Below are 17,184 nucleotides of genomic sequence, written 5' to 3' on the forward strand. Positions count from 1 at the left end.
GCGGGGACCATTTCCCGCGCAACCCGGAGGGCCGGGCCTGTTTTGCCGCGATGCGGCGTTACTCGACGACTCATTTAGACGACTAAACTTCGCATCTCGTGCCTTGCCTCGCGGCAAAACAGGCTCCGGCGCGGCCGCGAGCGAAACGGGAGCAGACCCTATCGGGCCAAAATGGCCGCGAACTATAGCATTTGCCGAACATGCCGCCCAATAGCGCCCCAAAGCGGCGTTCAGACTTGCGACAGTTTCGACGTTGGCTCGTTGCACCGAGGGTGAGCGCGGGAAGCTTTTCCGTTTATAATCCCCGTCTTTTTTCGCCCGACAGCCTTACTCAATGAACCAGACCCGCGACCTGATTGATTCCGCGCAGCGCACCATCCGCCTCGAAATTGAAGCGGTGCAGGAGCTATTGCCCCGTATCAATGCCGACTTCATCAAGGCCTGCGAGCTGATTCTCAGCTGCAAGGGCCGCGTGGTCGTGGTTGGCATGGGCAAGTCCGGGCATATCGGCAACAAGATCGCCGCAACTCTGGCCAGCACCGGGACCACGTCGTTCTTTGTCCACCCGGCAGAAGCCAGCCATGGCGACATGGGCATGATCACCAAGGACGACATCGTTCTGGCACTCTCGAACTCGGGCTCGACCGCCGAGATCGTTACCCTGCTGCCACTGATCAAGCGCCTCGGTATCCGCCTGATCAGCATGACCGGTAACCCTGAGTCGCCGCTGGCCAAGGCCGCCGAGGTCAATCTGGATGCACGCGTCTCGCAGGAAGCCTGCCCGCTGAACCTGGCACCCACTTCCTCGACCACTGCCAGCCTGGTACTGGGCGACGCCCTGGCTATCGCCCTGCTCGAAGCGCGCGGCTTCACCGCCGAAGACTTCGCCTTCTCCCATCCGGGCGGCGCCCTTGGCCGGCGCCTGCTGCTCAAGGTAGAGAACGTGATGCACAGCGGCGAGAGCCTGCCTCAAGTCACCCGCGGCACCTGCCTGCGTGACGCCCTGCTGGAAATGACCCAGAAGGGCCTGGGTATGACCACCGTCCTAGAGGCTGATGGCCATCTGGCCGGGATCTTCACCGATGGCGACCTGCGCCGCGCACTGGACAAGGGTATCGATGTACGCGATGCCCGGATCGATGACGTGATGACGCTGCATGGCAAGACCATTCGCGCCGAGATGCTCGCCGCCGAAGCCCTGAAGATCATGGAAGACAACAAGATCAGCGCCCTGGTGGTAGTCGACGGTGATGATCGCCCGATCGGCGCGTTCAACCTCGGCGATCTGCTGCGCGCGGGAGTGATGTAATGAACGAACTACTGCAACGCGCACGCGCCGTGAAACTGGCGATCTTCGACGTCGATGGCGTATTGACTGACGGCCGCCTGTACTTTCTCGAAGACGGCAGCGAGTTCAAGACCTTCAACACACTCGACGGCCACGGTATCAAGATGCTGATCAACTCGGGCGTGCGCACTGCCATCATCAGCGGACGCAAGACCCCGGTAGTCGAACGCCGCGCCAACAACCTCGGTATCCAGCATCTGTTTCAGGGCCGAGAGGACAAACTCGTGGTGCTCGACGGCCTGCTCGCCGAACTCGGCCTAAGCTATGAAGAGGTCGCCTATCTGGGCGACGATCTGCCGGATCTTCCAGTGATCCGCCGGGTCGGATTGGGCATGGCCGTGGCCAGCGCCGACAGCTTCGTCCGCCAGCATGCCCACGGCGTAACCCAGGCGCGCGGCGGTGATGGTGCGGCGCGGGAATTCTGCGAACTGATCATGCGTGCCCAAGGCACACTGGATGCGGCCCAAGCCGCCTACCTGTAGAGAACAGCATGCCGCGTAAAATCCTCAATACCCTGATCTTTGCTCTGATTGCAGTCGTCGTGGCCGCACTCGGTTACTGGAACCTTGCCCCGGACAGCGCGCGCCTGACCCAGCAGGCCAGCGATGACAACGTCGTCGACTTCTATGCAGTAGGCGCGCGTACCGTGCAGTTCCAGGATGACGGCAAACTGCACTACCGCATGACCGCGGACAAGCTCGAACACATCAAAAGCACCGATATCACCCTGATCGATACCCCCAAGCTGAAGCTATATCGCGGCACCGAGCTGCCCTGGGAAGTCACCAGTCAGCGTGCCGAAGTCTCGCCCGGCGGCGTCGAGGTAGAACTGATCGACGACGTGCGCATCGCCCGCACCGACGCCAAGAACCGTCCAACCATCATCACCAGCAGCCGCATGACCGTTATTCCTGACAAGGAATATGCGCAGACCGAGCAAGCCGTTAGAATCGTCGCGGCCAACGGGGTAACCACGGCACAAGGAATGAAAGCGTACTTGAATGACGGCAGGATGCTCCTGCAGTCCAACGTAAGAGGCCAGCATGAGGTTCGTTAATACCCTCCCCCTGATTCTCAGCCTCGGCGCCGCATTGGGAAGCGCGGCTGCCTGGGCACTGCCATCGGATCGCGATCAACCGATTCGCATCCAGGCCGACAGCGCAGAACTGGATGACCGACAAGGTGTAGCCGTCTACCGCGGCGATGTGATCATCACTCAGGGCACCCTGAAGATCACGGGCGACACTGTCACCATCACCCAGACCGCCAGTGGCGACATCGACGTCTTCACATCGGTCGGCAATCTGGCCTACTACGAGCAGAAGCCGGCTGTGGACAAGGACATCGTCAAGGCCTACGGCAAAACCATCCAGTACTTCGCCAGCAATGAGCGCATCGTACTGATCGACCAGGCCAAGGTGATTCAGGAAGGTAATACCTTCGAAGGCGAGAAGATCGTCTACGACACCCGCCGCCAGATCGTAAACGCCGGTCGCGCTACAGGCGGCAACGTCAGCACACCGCGCCCGCGTATCGACATGGTCATCCAACCGAAGAACAAACCCGCGGATCAGCAGCAGTAATGGCCATTCTCAAAGCCCAACACCTGGCGAAAAGTTACAAGAGCCGCCAGGTCGTGCGTGACGTCAGCCTGAGCATCGAAAGCGGTCAGATCGTTGGCCTGCTCGGCCCCAATGGTGCCGGCAAGACCACCTGCTTCTACATGATTGTCGGCCTGGTGCGCGCCGACCAAGGCCGCGTGCTTATCGACGACCTCGACGTCAGTCATCAGCCCATGCATGGCCGTGCTCGCGCGGGCATCGGCTACCTGCCGCAGGAAGCGTCGATCTTCCGCAAACTGTCGGTGGCCGACAACATCATGGCCATTCTCGAAACGCGCAAGGACCTAGACCGCGCCGGACGCCAGGCGGAGCTGGAAAACCTGCTGCAGGAATTCCATATCCACCATATCGCCGACAGCCTCGGCATGAGCCTGTCCGGCGGTGAGCGACGCCGCGTAGAGATTGCCAGAGCCCTGGCGACCAACCCCAAGTTCATTCTGCTCGACGAACCCTTTGCAGGTGTCGACCCGATTTCGGTTGGCGACATCAAGCAGATCATCCATCACCTCAAGACCAAGGGCATCGGCATTCTGATCACCGATCACAACGTGCGCGAAACTCTGGATATCTGCGAAACCGCCTACATCGTCAACGATGGGCAACTGATCGCCGAAGGTGACGCCGAGACCATCCTCGCCAACCAGACGGTGAAAGAGGTGTACCTGGGCCACGAATTCCGCCTGTGACAGGCTGCATGAAAACTACTGCGCTCGGTGTTGCTGCGTTAAAAACAACCTCGAAATGCTCATTTACAGTCGTAAACTGCGCTTTCTCGCTTGTTTTTGCCTTGCCTCACCTTCGCTCGCTACGCTTTCACACAGCCTGTAGGCCGCACATTTTTTCGCTACAGAAATATTGCAACCCCTAGGCAAAAACGAGAAATTCAGGCATATAATTTGCTTCCTGGCGGCGCTTCGGCGCCCTGATGTGGAAGGCGTAACTCGCCAGTAAATTAAGGTCTGCAATGAAACCATCGCTAGTCCTCAAGATGGGCCAGCAGCTGACGATGACCCCGCAGCTGCAACAGGCTATCCGCCTCCTCCAACTGTCTACTCTGGACCTGCAACAGGAAATCCAGGAGGCGCTGGAGTCCAATCCCATGCTCGAGCGCCAGGAAGAAGGCGACGACTTCGACAACAGCGATCCAATGGCTGATGGCGCCGAAAGCGCCACTCCGACCCCGAACAAGGAAGAGAGCTACCAGGAAACCACCCCGACGGTGGATAACCTGGAAGAAGGCGACTGGGGCGAGCGTATTCCCAACGAGCTGCCCGTCGACACAGCCTGGGAAGACATCTACCAGACCAGCGCCAGCAGCCTGCCCAGCAACGATGATGACGAGTGGGACTTCACCACTCGCACCTCCAGCGGCGAAAGTCTGCACAGCCACCTGCTCTGGCAACTGAACCTGGCGCCCATGTCGGACAAGGATCGCCTGATCGCGGCCACCCTGATCGACTGCATCAACAACGACGGCTACCTCGAAGAAACCCTCGAGGAAGTGACCGAATCCTTCGACCCCGAACTGGATGTCGAACTGGATGAAGTGGAAGTGGTGCTGCACCGCATCCAGCAGTTCGAACCAGCAGGTATCGGCGCCCGTGACCTGCGCGAATGCCTGCTCCTGCAACTGCGTCAGTTGCCCGCCAACACCCCCTGGCTGAGCGAAACCCAGCGCGTGGTCGGCGATTATCTGGAACTGCTCGGCAGCCGCGATTACGCCCAGCTGATGCGCCGCACCAAGCTCAAGGAAGACGAACTGCGCCAGGCCATCGACCTGATCCAGCGCCTGAATCCGCGTCCGGGTTCGCAGATCGAATCCAGCGAGCCGGAATACGTCGTGCCCGACGTGATCGTGCGCAAGCACAATGAGCGCTGGCTGGTGGAACTGAATCAGGAGGCGATGCCGCGCCTGCGCGTCAACCCGCAGTATGCCGGCTTCGTCAAACGCGCCGATTCCAGTGCCGATAACACCTTCATGCGCAACCAGTTGCAAGAGGCCCGCTGGTTCATCAAGAGCCTGCAGAGCCGCAACGAAACGCTGATGAAGGTAGCCACGCAGATCGTCGAGCACCAGCGTGGCTTCCTCGACTACGGCGACGAGGCGATGAAGCCTCTGGTATTGCATGACATCGCCGAGGCGGTGGGTATGCACGAGTCGACCATTTCACGCGTTACCACGCAGAAATTCATGCACACCCCGCGTGGCATTTACGAGCTGAAATATTTCTTCTCCAGCCACGTCAGCACCTCTGAAGGCGGCGAATGCTCGTCCACCGCGATCCGCGCGATCATCAAAAAACTGGTTGCAGCAGAAAACGCGAAAAAGCCGTTGAGCGACAGCAAGATCGCTGGTTTACTGGAGGCACAAGGCATCCAAGTCGCCCGTCGGACGGTCGCCAAGTATCGCGAGTCCCTCGGCATAGCGCCCTCGAGTGAGCGCAAACGACTGATGTAGGCCAGATTGACTGAAGGCCTAAAGCCTTCAGGCCAAAGTGTTCCGGCGGCGGGTCGAACCAGACCCGTCTCTTACACAAGGCAACAAGGAGAAAGCGGTATGCAAGTCAACATCAGTGGACATCAGCTGGATGTGACCGACGCCCTGCGTGACTATATCGGCGAGAAACTGGGCCGACTGGAACGCCACTTCGACAAGATCACCAACGTACAGGTGACCATGGAGGTCGAAAAACTCAAGCAGAAGATCGAAGCCACCCTGCACATCGCCGGCGGCGAAGTCGTCGCCAACGCCGAACATCAGGACATGTACGCTGCCATCGACCTGTTGGCCGATAAACTCGACCGTCAACTCATCAAGCACAAGGAAAAGCAGCTCGAACGCCTGCAAGGCGCCACGGCCCGCTGACATTCCCTATCCATGATCCGACTTGAAAATATCCTGACCCCCGGCCGTTCCCTGGTGAACGTGCCGGGCGGCAGCAAAAAACGTGTGCTCGAACAGATCGCCAATCTGGTTGCACGCGATCTGCCCGACCTGGATGCCCAGGACATCTTCGAAAGCCTTATCGCCCGCGAGAAGCTTGGCTCCACCGGCTTCGGCAACGGCATTGCCATTCCCCACTGCCGCCTGGCTGGCTGCAGTGCCCCGATCAGTGCAGTCCTGCACCTGGAGACGGCAGTCGACTTCGACGCCATCGACGGCGTGCCGGTCGATCTGCTGTTCGTACTTCTGGTGCCGGAGGCGGCAACCGATGCGCACCTCGAACTGCTGCGCCAGATCGCCAGCATGCTCGATCGCCAGGATGTACGTGAACGTCTGCGCCAGGCCAACAGCGGCGAAGATCTCTTTCAGGTCGTCGTGGACATTCAGAACGGTCAATAAACATGCGCCTGATCATCGTCAGCGGTCGCTCGGGCTCGGGCAAGAGCACCGCCCTCGATGTACTTGAGGACAACGGTTTCTACTGTATCGACAACCTGCCAGCCGGCCTGCTGCCGGATCTTGCCGAGCGCTTCCTGCCGCATAGCGACATGCTGCTGCCGCAGGTGGCCGTCTCCATCGATGCGCGCAACCTGCTGAGCCAGCTCAAGCGCTTCCCGGAGCTGCTCGATGAAGTGCGCAAACGCAACATCCGTTGCGATGTGCTCTATCTCGATGCCGAAGACGAAACCCTGCTCAAGCGTTTTTCCGAAACCCGCAGACGCCACCCGCTGACCAACGACAACCGCTCGCTGGCCGAGGCCATCGCTTACGAGAGCCAACTGCTGGCTCCGATCACCGATCGTGCCGATCTGAAGATCGATACCACCCGGCTGAATCTCTATCAGTTGCGTGACACCCTCAAGCTGCGCCTGCTGGGCCAGACCCAGACCGGCACCGCCTTTCTCGTCGAATCCTTCGGTTTCAAACGTGGCATGCCAGTGGACGCCGACTTAGTGTTCGATGCGCGCTGCTTGCCCAATCCTTACTGGAAACCTGAGCTGCGCGACCATTCCGGGCTGGATCAACCGGTGATCGACTATCTGGCCGCGCAACCGGAGGTCGAAGAGATGTATCAAGACATCCTCGCCTATCTGGAAAAATGGCTACCACGCTTCGCCGCCAGCAACCGCGCCTATGTCACCATCGCCATTGGCTGCACCGGCGGCCACCACCGTTCGGTGTACCTGGCCAACCGCCTGAGCCAGGCACTCAAAGACTCGCTGAAGAACGTCCAGGTGCGTCACCGCGACCTCAGCTAAGGAATCCTGCCGCGATGCCAGCACGTGAAATCACCATCATAAACAAACTTGGCCTGCATGCCCGCGCCGCAGCGAAGTTCGTCGGCGTGGCAAGCACCTACCCCTGCCAGGTGCGCATCGGCCGCAGCGCCGACAGCCTGGTAGACGGCAAGAGCATCATGGCGGTGATGATGCTGGCAGCCGGCAAGGGCACCCCGGTGCATCTGTACACCGAGGGCGAGCAGGACGAACCAGCTCTGGACGCTCTGGTCGCGCTGATCGACAACTACTTCGACGAAGGCGAGTAACCCCTCCTGATAAAAACGACAAGGCCACCCGCAGGTGGCCTTGTCGTTTCTGCCAACTCAACTGCCAGCGACAGTCATTTTCTCGATCAGCACCGAGCCAGTACAGATATTGCCACGGCGTTCGAGGTCACGACCGACTGCAACGACCTGACGGAACATGTCGCGCAGATTGCCGGCGATGGTTACCTCCTGCACCGGGAACTGGATCTCGCCGTTCTCGACCCAGAAGCCCGCCGCGCCACGCGAGTAATCGCCCGTCACCAGATTCAGCCCCTGGCCCATCAGCTCAGTAACCAGCAGGCCGCGGTCCATGCGGCGAATCAGCGCCTGCTGATCCTCATCGCCATGGGTGACGAAGAGATTGTGCACGCCGCCGGAGTTTGCAGTACTCGGCAAACCCAGCTTGCGCCCGGAATAGGTACCCAGCACGTAGGACACCAGCTCGCCCTTTTCCACGAACGGCTTGGCGTAGGTGGCCAGGCCATCGCCATCGAAAGTCGCGCTACCCAGCGCACGCGGCAGATGCGGGCGCTCGTCAAGGGTCAGCCACTCGGGGAACAGGCGCTGACCGAGGGCGCCTTCGAGGAACGAGGACTGGCGATACAGGTTGCCACCCGAGATTGCCGCCAGCAGGTGGCTGAACAGTCCACCAGCCAATTCGGCAGCGAACAGCACCGGTACTTCACAAGTCGGTACCGGGCGCGCACCAAGACGGCTGACCGCGCGCTCGGCGGCGCGCTGGCCGATGCCCTTGGCATCGGCCAGCAGTTCACCCTGACGATTGACGTCGTACCAGTAGTCGCGCTGCATCTGCCCATCGCCCTCGGCGATCATCACGCAGCTGAGGCTGTGGCGGGTGCTGGCGTAACCGCCGACGAAACCGTGGCTGTTGCCATACACACGGCAGCCCTGGTGGGTATTGAGGCTGGTGCCATCGGCGTTCTTAATTCGTTTGTCTGCCGCGAAAGCCGCGGCCTCACAGGTCAGCGCCTGCTCCACCGCCTGCTCCGGGGTGATCGACCAGGGATGATAGAGATCCAGCTCGGGCAGCTCGCGCGCCATCAGCGCGGCATCGGCCAGACCGGAGCACTCGTCCTCGCTGGTATGTTTGGCAATCGCCAGGGCCGCTGCCACAGTCTCACGAATGGCCTCGATACCGGTGGCCGAGGTGCTGGCCGAGCCCTTGCGCTGGCCTACGTACAGCGTGATGCCGAAACCCTGGTCGCGATTGAACTCGACGGTCTCCACCTCACCCTGACGCACCGTGGTGGACAGCCCCTGACCAGCCGAAACCGCCACCTCGCAAGCACTGGCGCCCTGGCGCCTGGCTTCGGCGAGAATGGCCTCGACCTGCTCTTGCAGCATTGGCAAGGCCTGCGGCCCGATACGTTCTACTTCACTCATAACCACTCCCGATTCTCTTGGCGCAGGCACTCTTTATACGAAACCCAAGGCCTACTCTCGACTCCCCGCCCACAGGCCGGCAGTCACGGTTACTGCTATCATGGCGGCGTTTCCCTCTGGACCCACCCCATGTCTGATTCCTACGACGACTTCTCCCTGGAGAAGAGCAAATCCCAGGTCAAACGCGAACTGCATGCCCTGCAGGACCTTGGCGAGCGACTGACCACGCTCAAGGCGGATCTGCTGGCCAAGATGCCGCTGACCGATGCCTTACGCCGCGCCCTCGCCGAAGCGCCGAAACATACCGCCAATGCCGCGCGCAAACGCCACATCCAGTTCATCGGCAAGCTGATGCGTGAACAGGATGTCGACGCGATCGTTGCCATGCTCGACCAGGTGGACAGCTCCACCCGCGAGTACAATGAGCGCTTCCACACTCTCGAACGCTGGCGCGACCGCCTGATCGCCGAAGGCGACAGCGCGCTGGAGAGCTTCGTCGAGCTCTACCCGGACGCTGATGTTCAGCACCTGCGCGGTCTGGTTCGTCATGCTCAGCACGAAGCCGCGCGCAACAAGCCGCCAGCGGCCGCGCGCAAGGTGTTCAAGTACATCCGCGAGCTCGATGAAATCCACCGCGGCTTGCGTTGAGCCTTCATCGCATCAGGCACCGGTGCCGCCTACGGTGATCGCGTCGATCTTCAGCGTTGGCTGCCCGACGCCCACCGGCACCGACTGACCGTCCTTGCCGCAAGTGCCGACGCCGCTGTCCAGCGCCAGATCATTGCCGACCATGGACACGCGGCTCATCGCCTCCGGACCATTGCCAATCAGAGTGGCGCCCTTGACCGGCGCGGTGATCTTGCCGTCCTCGATCAGGTAGGCCTCGCTGGTGGAGAACACGAACTTGCCGCTGGTGATATCGACCTGGCCGCCACCCAGATTGGCGCAGTAGATGCCCTTCTTCACCGAGCGGATGATTTCCTCTGGATCGCTCTCCCCCGCCAGCATGTAGGTGTTGGTCATGCGCGGCATCGGCAGGTGCGCGTACGACTCGCGACGACCGTTTCCGGTAGCGGCCACACCCATCAGGCGCGCGTTGAGCTTGTCCTGCATGTAGCCCTTGAGCACACCGTTCTCGATCAGCGTGGTGCACTGGGTTGGCGTGCCTTCGTCATCGACGCTGAGCGAACCGCGACGCCCGGCCAGGGTGCCGTCGTCGACGATGGTGCACAGGTTGGAGGCGACCTTTTGGCCGACCTGGCCGCTGTAGGCCGAGCTGCCTTTGCGGTTGAAGTCGCCTTCCAGGCCATGGCCGACCGCTTCATGCAACAGGACGCCGGACCAGCCCGCGCCCATCACCACCGGCATGCTACCGGCAGGCGCAGCGATGGCCTCCAGGTTGACCAGCGCCTGGCGCAGCGCCTCGCGGGCGTAACCCATGGCGCGATCTTCTTCCAGGAAATAGCGGTAGTCGGTGCGTCCGCCACCGCCATGCCCACCGCGCTCGCGACGGCCGTTCTGCTCGACGATGACGCTGACGTTGAAACGCACCAGCGGGCGGATATCGGCACTCAGGCTGCCGTCATGCGCCGCCACCAGAATACGATCCCAGACTCCAGCCAGGCTGACGGTAACCTGTTTGATACGCGGGTCGAGCGCACGCGTGGCGCGGTCGATACGCTGCAGCAGCTCGACCTTCTCGGCGCGGCCCATGACGTCCAGCGGATTGCCCTCGGCATACAGCTGGGTCACTTGCGGGCTGACGAAAGCCTGCACGCGGCCCTGCTGGCCGGCGCGCGAGATCGAACGTGCGGCTTGGGCGGCTTGCGTCAGCGCATCGAGGCTGATGGCATTGCTGTAGGCGAAGCCGGTTTTCTCACCGGACTGGGCACGCACCCCAACCCCCTGATCGAGGTTGAAACTGCCTTCCTTGACGATGCCATCCTCCAGCACCCAGGTTTCCGAGACCTGGCTTTGAAAGTACAGATCGGCGGCATCGATGCCAGGCCCTGCGACGTCGCCCAGCACGCTGCTGAGGCTGTCGAAAGTCAGGTTACCGGGTGCAAGCAGATGCTCGCTGACGGATTGCAACATCGTATTCATGGTCACTCCACAACGATCGGACGCGGTACGTCCGACAAGGAAAAACGGCGGTGCTGCTGCACCGGCATACGTTGGCGAATGCTCGCCTGCTCGGCGGCATCGCGAGGAGCCAGCAAGGCCCCATCCCCCTGAGCCTGCTCGGCCAGCACCTGACCCCATGGGTCGATGATTGCCGAATGGCCGAACGTCAAACGCTGACCGGGGTGTTCACCGCCTTGCCCGGCTGCCAGCACATAGCACTGGGTTTCGATGGCGCGAGCGCGGGTCAAGACCTGCCAGTGCGCCGCACCAGTCACCGCAGTGAACGCCGCCGGCACGCTGATCATCTCGGCGCCGGCCTCGCGAAGCGCACTGAACAGCTCAGGGAAGCGCAGGTCGTAGCATACGGTCAGCCCCAAGCGCCCCACGGGGGTATCCGCCACCACGACACGCTGGCCATGGGCAAAATCATCCGACTCGCGATAACGGCCCCGGTTGTCGGCCACGTCGACATCGAACAGATGCAGTTTGTCGTAACGAGCGGCACGCTCGCCCTGATCATCGATCAACAGCGAGCAGGCGCGCGGTTTGCCGTCGGCATCATCGTCCGGGGGCAGCGGCAAGGTACCGGCCACTATCCATAAACTGAGGTCACGCGCAGCGCGTTTCAACCAGGGCAGTATCGGCCCCTCGCCCAATGCCTCGGCACGCCCGATGGCAGCCAGGTCACGGCGCCCCATGGCCGCGAAGTTCTCTGGCAGCACGGCAAGGCGCGCACCACCCTGGGCGGCACGCTCCAGCAGGCGACGAGCCAGGCGCAGATTGGTTTGCACGTCGTCCTGGCTGACCATCTGGATTACGGCGAGATTCATGGCGACACTCTATGCGGCTTGATGTAACAGCCTACGCCAAGACGTAACCTCATTGCGGTTTTTCGAAGGGCTTGTCGAAGCTGATCTCCGGGTCCTGCAGCGGACCCTTGACGTCGTACTGCACACTGGCAAAGCGGGCGACCTTGTCGCCGAGCAATTTGTCCACCACGAACAGCGCCCCACCAATCGCCGGAGCGCCGACGATCAACGCCGCCAGCGGCAGGTTGTTGGTCACCGGCAGGGTCACCAACAGCTTGGCGTCGATACGTTCGTTGCGCACATCGATCTTGCCATTAAGCTCGAGGTTGCTCGAAGGCCCAGTCATGGTGATCGGCTCATTGGTCACGAGTAAACCATCAGTGGCCTGCAGGTTGCCTTTGACCCGATCGTAGCTCAGGCCCTTGCCCAGCAAATCGGAGAAGTCCAAGCGAAGACGGCGACCGATGGAGTTGAAGTTGAGTACACCGAAGACGCGTAGTGCCTGTGCAGACCCCTGCACTTCGACGAACTGACCTTTGCGCAGCGAAGGATCGAGGTTACCGCTGAAGCGCTTCAGCGAAAACCACGCGGGTGACCCCGGCCAGTTGCCATCAGCATCCAGGCGGAAGCTCTCGCTGGTCACGCTAGGCGCATACCCCCAAGCTTGCAGTACCTCACCCAGATCCTTGCCCTGTAGACGCCCCTTGTACCAGCTCTGCGTGTTGCCTGGCGTGCCTCGCCAACCGGCGCTACCACCGATTTTCAGCCCCTGCAGGTCAAGGTCAAGCTCATCGAAACGCACGCCCAGCGCTTCCGGGCGTACCTTGAGCGACCAGGCGCCCAGTACCTTGTCACCGCGCTGCACGCGTTGGATGGCGATATCCAGCGCCGGAATCTGCCGAGGGTCGATATCGGCCAGAGGATCAGGTGCATCGCTGGCCTTGGTCGCCTCAGGATCTGGCGCTGGTAACCGCACGTGCTGCAGATCGATACGTATAGGCACACCCTCGGCATCGGCCAACAGCACACGTCCGGCCGCCAGCTCGCTGTCGAGTTGCAAGGCCCAACCCTGGCCTTCTCGCGCCAGACCAAGGGTCAGCTGTTCGACCTCTTGGCCAAAGCCGCGGAAACGCCCGATATCCAGTCGCGCACTGCGAAACAGGCGCTGGCTGTCGGCATCCACCTTGACCGGATGATTGCTGCCGAGCTGCTTCCAGGCGTCCAGGTCCAGCTCATCCAGATGCCCACGCACACGCAAGCCCTGACCAGGAGGCAGCCCTGCAGCACCGCCGCCGAGCACCACTTCGCCTCGGCCGTCTGCCAACGCGCCCGGAGGTGCTGCCAGACTCAAGCTGGCCAGATCAGCGTAATCCGCCCAATAACGGCGCTCGCGTCCGGAAAGGGTCATGCGCCAACTGGCATCACGCTCCTGCTGCGCCGTCTTGCCGAAAGGCGCGGGTAGATCGACCGCCACACCGCGCAGGTTGGAATCGACACGCAGCTTGCTGTCATCGCCATCCAGGGTCAGGCGCAGGCGATAAGGCAGCAGTCCGCTGACTGGCAGCTTCTGCGGCCCGCCCAGCCACTGGCTGAGGGTATCGACCTGGACCTGTCCACGCAGGTCGAAAACCGTACGTGCCTGCCCACGCGCGCCCTCGGCGCTGATCTTGCCGCGCACCTGACGCCCGAAGACCTCGGCGCGAACATCCGGCGCGCTCAGCCCGGCAGCGCTGTCGAAGCGAAATGCGCCTTGAACCTTGCTCAGTTGCAGATCGGGATTGGCCAATTTGAGGCTTGCACCCTCGGTGGCGAAGTCCACCACCACACCAGGCGGCTGCCCCTTCTGCAACGGAATATCCAGCTGCAGACGGCCAGCCAGAGGCCCTTCACCTTGCCAACCGGCAAAGATTTCTGCGGTTCCCAGAGGCGCTTCCTGCAACAGTTTGATAGCGTCAGTCAGGCTGCTCTGCACCTTGCCGTCGAGCTGCAGACGTGGTGGTTTGCCGTCGTGCAACAGCGGAATATTGGCCACGACATCGCTGACCTGGCTTTCCTGCAAGCGCCCGCTCTGCAGGCGCACGCGCACTGCATCGTCTTCGATCAGCACCTCACCCACGCCCTCGCGCAACGCAGGCCAACCGGGCTGGAAGGCCAGCTCGGCATCCCTGACCTTGAAGAACAGACTGAGGCTGCGCGCGCCCAATGGCGCCCCCTTGTTCAGCGAGCCCTGATACTGGAAGTAGCCTTCTTCGACGTGGCCCGCACGGATGGCCGTCTTCAGCCAATGATCGAGCTCGGCGCTCATGCCGGGCGCGCGGCTCGGCAGGTACTTCTCAGTGTAGGACGCATCGCCGTCGCGCATACCGACGCGCAGGTCCATGTAGTCCTCGGCCTCGGGGTCATGCAACAGGCGGATCAGCATGTCTCCAGCGACCTGCCCCTCCTCGCCATCCACACGCATGTAGGGGCTGTACAAGGTCAGGCCGGTTTCACTCCAGTCCCAACTCAACCGGGCCTGAGCATGGCGGTAGCGCCAGGGCTTGGGAAACAGCTGATCCAGGTGCAGGGCGAAATTTTCGCTGTTCAGGCGCAGCTCGCCCTGGAACATATTGCCCGAGGCACTGCCAGTGACGTTCTCGGCGGCCGGCGCGCCGTGATAGGCCTGAATGCCCACCTTGTCCAGATTGGCGGCGAACTGCAGGCGTTCGGCGCCTTCACGCCGAGGGTAGTAATCGAGTAGCAGGTTGTTGATCGCACCAACCGGCGCCAGCTCGTCCAGGACATCGCGGGCTTTGTCGGGCATCGGCACCAGCGCCTGCACCAGCGGCGCCCAGGCCGCAAGATCAAGACGATCAGCAGTCAGTGCCCAGCGCTCGTCAGCCTCGCCCACATCCTTTTGCTTCAGGTTCAGGTGCAATTCGCCGATGCGCTGCTCACCATTGGTCAGGGCCAGGGAGTCGATCTGCGCCCGCACGCCCTGCTTGTCTTGAGCGAAGAAGGCATTGAAAGCCAGGTCCTTGAGCGTCACCGCTTCATGCTTGGCCTGGCCGCCGACCAGCTCGGGGGCATGCAGGCGCAAGGCGCCCTTGTCCAGGGCCAGGCCATGGCCCTCCAGCCACAGCTCTCCACCAGCCTGCAGACGCTGTAACTGCCAGTCACCGAGCAGCGATTTCGGCAGCCAGGCAGCCCAGTCGCTCTGCGGCAGGCTTAGATAAAGCTCGGATTGTGCCTCGCGCCAACTCTCGGGCTGCATGCGCGTGCGCAAACGCAGCGCCACCGGTTGCCCATCAGGCAGCAGCAGGCGGCCGTCGAGACGCTGAGTGTTGTTGCCATAGCGCAGGCTCAGATTGACGTAGCTGAGCAGCAGCGGCTCCTGATCCAGCGGCTGCACCACCACACGGCTGTCGAGCAGACTGATGCGATGCACGATTTGCAACTGTTCCAGTAGCTGCTCGACATTCACCTCGGGACCGCTGCGCTGCGGCACCCCTTGTAACTGCCAGCCACCTTCGGCGTTCTGCTGTACGTTCAGCTGCAGACCGTCGAACTGCAGGTGGGCGATGCGCGGCTGGCGTGCCAGCAGGCTACCGCCCACGTCCGGCACCAGTTGTACCCGCTCCAGGCTCAAGCCTTCCTCGTCGCTACCCAGACGCACATCATGCGCCTCCAGCACAGGGGCAAAACCCTGCCAACGGCCTTCGAGGCGACCGATGCGCACCGGTACACCCAACTGGGCCGTGGCACGGTCTTCCAGCTCGAGCCGATATTCGGCTACTAACGGCACCAGCTCACGGCCCAGGCTGACGTACAGCGCCGCCAGCACCAGACCAGCGGCGCATAGACCGAGGCCCCAGCGCAGCAGCGCCGAAAAGAGGCGCGCCAGGGCGCTCACCTCGGCAGTCCCCGCGCTCAGAGCAGCACCACGTCGTACTGTTCCTGGGAATACATGGTTTCCACCTGGAACTTGATGGTACGTCCGATGAAGGCTTCCAGATCGGCGACGTTGCCCGACTCTTCATCGAGCAGGCGATCGACCACCTTCTGATTGGCCAGCACTCGGTAACTTTCCGCCTGGTAGGCACGGGCCTCGCGCAGAATCTCGCGGAAAATCTCGTAGCAGATGGTCTCCGGCGTCTTCAACTTGCCGCGCCCCTGACAGGCGCTGCAGGGCTCGCAGAGAATCTGCTCGAGACTTTCGCGCGTGCGCTTGCGGGTCATCTGCACCAGGCCGAGTTCGGTGATGCCGATGATGTTGGTCTTGGCGTGATCACGCTCGAGCTGCTTTTCCAGGGTGCGCAGCACCTGGCGCTGATGCTCTTCATCTTCCATGTCGATGAAGTCGATGATGATGATGCCGCCCAGGTTGCGCAGGCGTAGCTGACGGGCAATCGCGGTAGCGGCCTCGAGGTTGGTCTTGAAGATGGTTTCCTCGAGCGTGCGATGGCCGACGAAGGCGCCAGTGTTGACGTCGATGGTGCTCATCGCCTCGGCAGGGTCGACCACCAGATAGCCGCCGGACTTCAGCGGCACCTTGCGCTCCAGTGCGCGCTGGATTTCATCCTCGACACCGTACAGATCGAAGATCGGCCGCTCGCCGGGGTAATGTTCGAGGCGGTCGGCAATCTCCGGCATCAGCTCGGCAACGAACTGGGTGATTTTCTGGAAGGTTTCCCGCGAGTCCACTCGAATCTTCTCGGTACGCGGGCTGACCAGGTCACGCAAGGTACGCAGCGCCAGGGACAGGTCTTCGTAGATCACCACAGGCGCCTTGGCATTCTGGATCTGCGCGCCTATCTGATCCCAGAGGCGACGCAAATAACGGATGTCGATCAGAATTTCATCAGCGCCAGCACCCTCGGCTGCGGTGCGCAGGATGAAGCCGCCGGCCTCCTCGATGCCTTCGGCGGCGACGCAATCGGCGACCACCTGCTTGAGGCGCTCACGCTCGGCCTCATCTTCGATCTTCAGGGAAATACCGACATGACTGGTGCGTGGCATGTACACCAGATAGCGCGAAGGGATGGACAACTGCGTGGTCAGGCGCGCGCCCTTGCTGCCGATGGGGTCCTTGGTGACTTGCACCACCAGGCTCTGCCCTTCGTGAACCAGGGCGCTGATCGGCTCCACCGCCGCTCCTTCGCGGGTGGAAATCTCGGAAGCATGAATGAAGGCCGCACGCTCCAGGCCAATATCGACGAAAGCCGCCTGCATGCCAGGCAGCACGCGCACCACTTTGCCCTTGTAGATGTTGCCGACGATGCCGCGCTTCTGTGTACGCTCGACGTGCACTTCCTGCAGCACGCCGTTTTCCACCACCGCCACGCGCGACTCCATCGGCGTGATATTGATCAGAATCTCTTCGCTCATGCATCCATCCTGGTGATCAT

Annotated in this window: 16 protein-coding genes; 11 read left to right on the forward strand and 5 right to left on the reverse strand. The window is 61.9% G+C overall.

Annotated elements, in window-relative coordinates; genetic code table 11:
* The first annotated feature begins 334 nt into the window (after positions 1–334).
* From RTH74_RS03980 to RTH74_RS04025, 10 genes are all read left to right on the forward strand, one after another.
* A complete protein-coding gene (locus RTH74_RS03980) occupies positions 335–1,309 on the forward strand; it encodes a KpsF/GutQ family sugar-phosphate isomerase (protein ID WP_316913808.1) in 975 nt (324 codons plus the stop codon).
* Complete coding sequence (locus RTH74_RS03985; RefSeq protein ID WP_316913809.1) at positions 1,309–1,830, forward strand: HAD family hydrolase; 522 nt, start codon at positions 1,309–1,311, stop codon at positions 1,828–1,830. Before RTH74_RS03980 ends, RTH74_RS03985 begins: the two co-directional genes overlap by 1 nt.
* An 8-nt stretch (positions 1,831–1,838) precedes the next feature.
* Entirely contained in the window at positions 1,839–2,405 is a 567-nt protein-coding gene (gene lptC / locus RTH74_RS03990) for an LPS export ABC transporter periplasmic protein LptC (protein WP_316913810.1), read from the forward strand.
* Complete coding sequence (lptA, locus tag RTH74_RS03995) at positions 2,392–2,931, forward strand: lipopolysaccharide transport periplasmic protein LptA (protein ID WP_021488070.1); 540 nt, start codon at positions 2,392–2,394, stop codon at positions 2,929–2,931. The genes lptC and lptA overlap by 14 nt, the downstream gene beginning before the upstream one ends.
* Positions 2,931–3,656: an LPS export ABC transporter ATP-binding protein gene (gene lptB / locus RTH74_RS04000; protein WP_013714100.1), complete on the forward strand. Its 726-nt coding sequence runs from the start codon at positions 2,931–2,933 to the stop codon at positions 3,654–3,656. Before lptA ends, lptB begins: the two co-directional genes overlap by 1 nt.
* A gap of 278 nt (positions 3,657–3,934) precedes the next feature.
* The gene (locus RTH74_RS04005; RefSeq protein WP_316913811.1) at positions 3,935–5,428 is read left to right on the forward strand and encodes an RNA polymerase factor sigma-54; all 1,494 of its coding nucleotides are present in this window, start codon (positions 3,935–3,937) and stop codon (positions 5,426–5,428) included.
* Positions 5,429–5,527: 99 nt separating this feature from the next.
* Positions 5,528–5,836, forward strand: a complete 309-nt coding sequence (hpf, locus tag RTH74_RS04010; RefSeq protein ID WP_003459233.1) for a ribosome hibernation-promoting factor, HPF/YfiA family — start codon at positions 5,528–5,530, stop codon at positions 5,834–5,836.
* Positions 5,837–5,848: 12 nt separating this feature from the next.
* A complete protein-coding gene (gene ptsN / locus RTH74_RS04015) occupies positions 5,849–6,313 on the forward strand; it encodes a PTS IIA-like nitrogen regulatory protein PtsN (RefSeq protein ID WP_099522490.1) in 465 nt (154 codons plus the stop codon).
* 2 nt (positions 6,314–6,315) lie between these two features.
* Positions 6,316–7,173 carry an RNase adapter RapZ gene (gene rapZ / locus RTH74_RS04020; protein WP_017678919.1) on the forward strand — a complete coding sequence of 286 codons (858 nt, stop codon included), beginning with the start codon at positions 6,316–6,318 and terminating at the stop codon, positions 7,171–7,173.
* A 14-nt stretch (positions 7,174–7,187) separates the two neighbouring features.
* A complete protein-coding gene (locus RTH74_RS04025) occupies positions 7,188–7,460 on the forward strand; it encodes an HPr family phosphocarrier protein (protein ID WP_099522491.1) in 273 nt (90 codons plus the stop codon).
* Between the two features lie 57 nt (positions 7,461–7,517).
* Here the strand turns inward: RTH74_RS04025 and pmbA are convergent, their stop codons facing one another.
* Complete coding sequence (gene pmbA / locus RTH74_RS04030; RefSeq protein ID WP_316913812.1) at positions 7,518–8,864, reverse strand: metalloprotease PmbA; 1,347 nt, start codon at positions 8,862–8,864, stop codon at positions 7,518–7,520.
* A gap of 129 nt (positions 8,865–8,993) precedes the next feature.
* Here pmbA and yjgA point away from each other — a divergent pair, with 129 nt between their 5' ends.
* Positions 8,994–9,512, forward strand: coding sequence for a ribosome biogenesis factor YjgA (gene yjgA / locus RTH74_RS04035; protein ID WP_316913813.1), 519 nt, complete (start codon positions 8,994–8,996; stop codon positions 9,510–9,512).
* Positions 9,513–9,524: 12 nt separating this feature from the next.
* On the opposite strand, the gene tldD is transcribed toward yjgA, so the two are convergent.
* From tldD to rng, 4 genes are read right to left on the reverse strand one after another with little or no spacing between them, the layout of a single operon-like run.
* Positions 9,525–10,967 (reverse strand): metalloprotease TldD, encoded by a 1,443-nt coding sequence (gene tldD / locus RTH74_RS04040; RefSeq protein ID WP_316913814.1) that lies wholly within the window; start codon positions 10,965–10,967, stop codon positions 9,525–9,527.
* Positions 10,968–10,969: 2 nt separating this feature from the next.
* Positions 10,970–11,818 carry a carbon-nitrogen hydrolase family protein gene (locus RTH74_RS04045; RefSeq protein WP_316913815.1) on the reverse strand — a complete coding sequence of 283 codons (849 nt, stop codon included), beginning with the start codon at positions 11,816–11,818 and terminating at the stop codon, positions 10,970–10,972.
* A gap of 49 nt (positions 11,819–11,867) precedes the next feature.
* Positions 11,868–15,689, reverse strand: coding sequence for a YhdP family protein (locus RTH74_RS04050; protein ID WP_316913816.1), 3,822 nt, complete (start codon positions 15,687–15,689; stop codon positions 11,868–11,870).
* 17 nt (positions 15,690–15,706) lie between these two features.
* A complete protein-coding gene (gene rng, locus RTH74_RS04055) occupies positions 15,707–17,164 on the reverse strand; it encodes a ribonuclease G (protein ID WP_099522496.1) in 1,458 nt (485 codons plus the stop codon).
* Positions 17,165–17,184: the final 20 nt, after the last annotated feature.

Origin of the sequence: Pseudomonas sp. zfem001 (genome assembly GCF_032621725.1) — a bacterium.
Lineage (GTDB): Bacteria > Pseudomonadota > Gammaproteobacteria > Pseudomonadales > Pseudomonadaceae > Aquipseudomonas > Aquipseudomonas sediminis.

Bases quoted from the DNA above. Each gene is read 5' to 3' on its own strand.
- tldD (WP_316913814.1), bottom strand. From the start codon at position 10,967: ATGAATACGATGTTGCAATCCGTCAGCGAGCATCTGCTTGCACCCGGT.
- rapZ (WP_017678919.1), top strand. From the start codon at position 6,316: ATGCGCCTGATCATCGTCAGCGGTCGCTCGGGCTCGGGCAAGAGCACC.
- RTH74_RS04005 (WP_316913811.1), top strand. From the start codon at position 3,935: ATGAAACCATCGCTAGTCCTCAAGATGGGCCAGCAGCTGACGATGACC.
- hpf (WP_003459233.1), top strand. From the start codon at position 5,528: ATGCAAGTCAACATCAGTGGACATCAGCTGGATGTGACCGACGCCCTG.
- rng (WP_099522496.1), bottom strand. From the start codon at position 17,164: ATGAGCGAAGAGATTCTGATCAATATCACGCCGATGGAGTCGCGCGTG.
- lptA (WP_021488070.1), top strand. From the start codon at position 2,392: ATGAGGTTCGTTAATACCCTCCCCCTGATTCTCAGCCTCGGCGCCGCA.
- RTH74_RS04045 (WP_316913815.1), bottom strand. From the start codon at position 11,818: ATGAATCTCGCCGTAATCCAGATGGTCAGCCAGGACGACGTGCAAACC.
- lptB (WP_013714100.1), top strand. From the start codon at position 2,931: ATGGCCATTCTCAAAGCCCAACACCTGGCGAAAAGTTACAAGAGCCGC.
- RTH74_RS04025 (WP_099522491.1), top strand. From the start codon at position 7,188: ATGCCAGCACGTGAAATCACCATCATAAACAAACTTGGCCTGCATGCC.
- yjgA (WP_316913813.1), top strand. From the start codon at position 8,994: ATGTCTGATTCCTACGACGACTTCTCCCTGGAGAAGAGCAAATCCCAG.
- lptC (WP_316913810.1), top strand. From the start codon at position 1,839: ATGCCGCGTAAAATCCTCAATACCCTGATCTTTGCTCTGATTGCAGTC.
- RTH74_RS03980 (WP_316913808.1), top strand. From the start codon at position 335: ATGAACCAGACCCGCGACCTGATTGATTCCGCGCAGCGCACCATCCGC.
- RTH74_RS03985 (WP_316913809.1), top strand. From the start codon at position 1,309: ATGAACGAACTACTGCAACGCGCACGCGCCGTGAAACTGGCGATCTTC.
- ptsN (WP_099522490.1), top strand. From the start codon at position 5,849: ATGATCCGACTTGAAAATATCCTGACCCCCGGCCGTTCCCTGGTGAAC.
- pmbA (WP_316913812.1), bottom strand. From the start codon at position 8,864: ATGAGTGAAGTAGAACGTATCGGGCCGCAGGCCTTGCCAATGCTGCAA.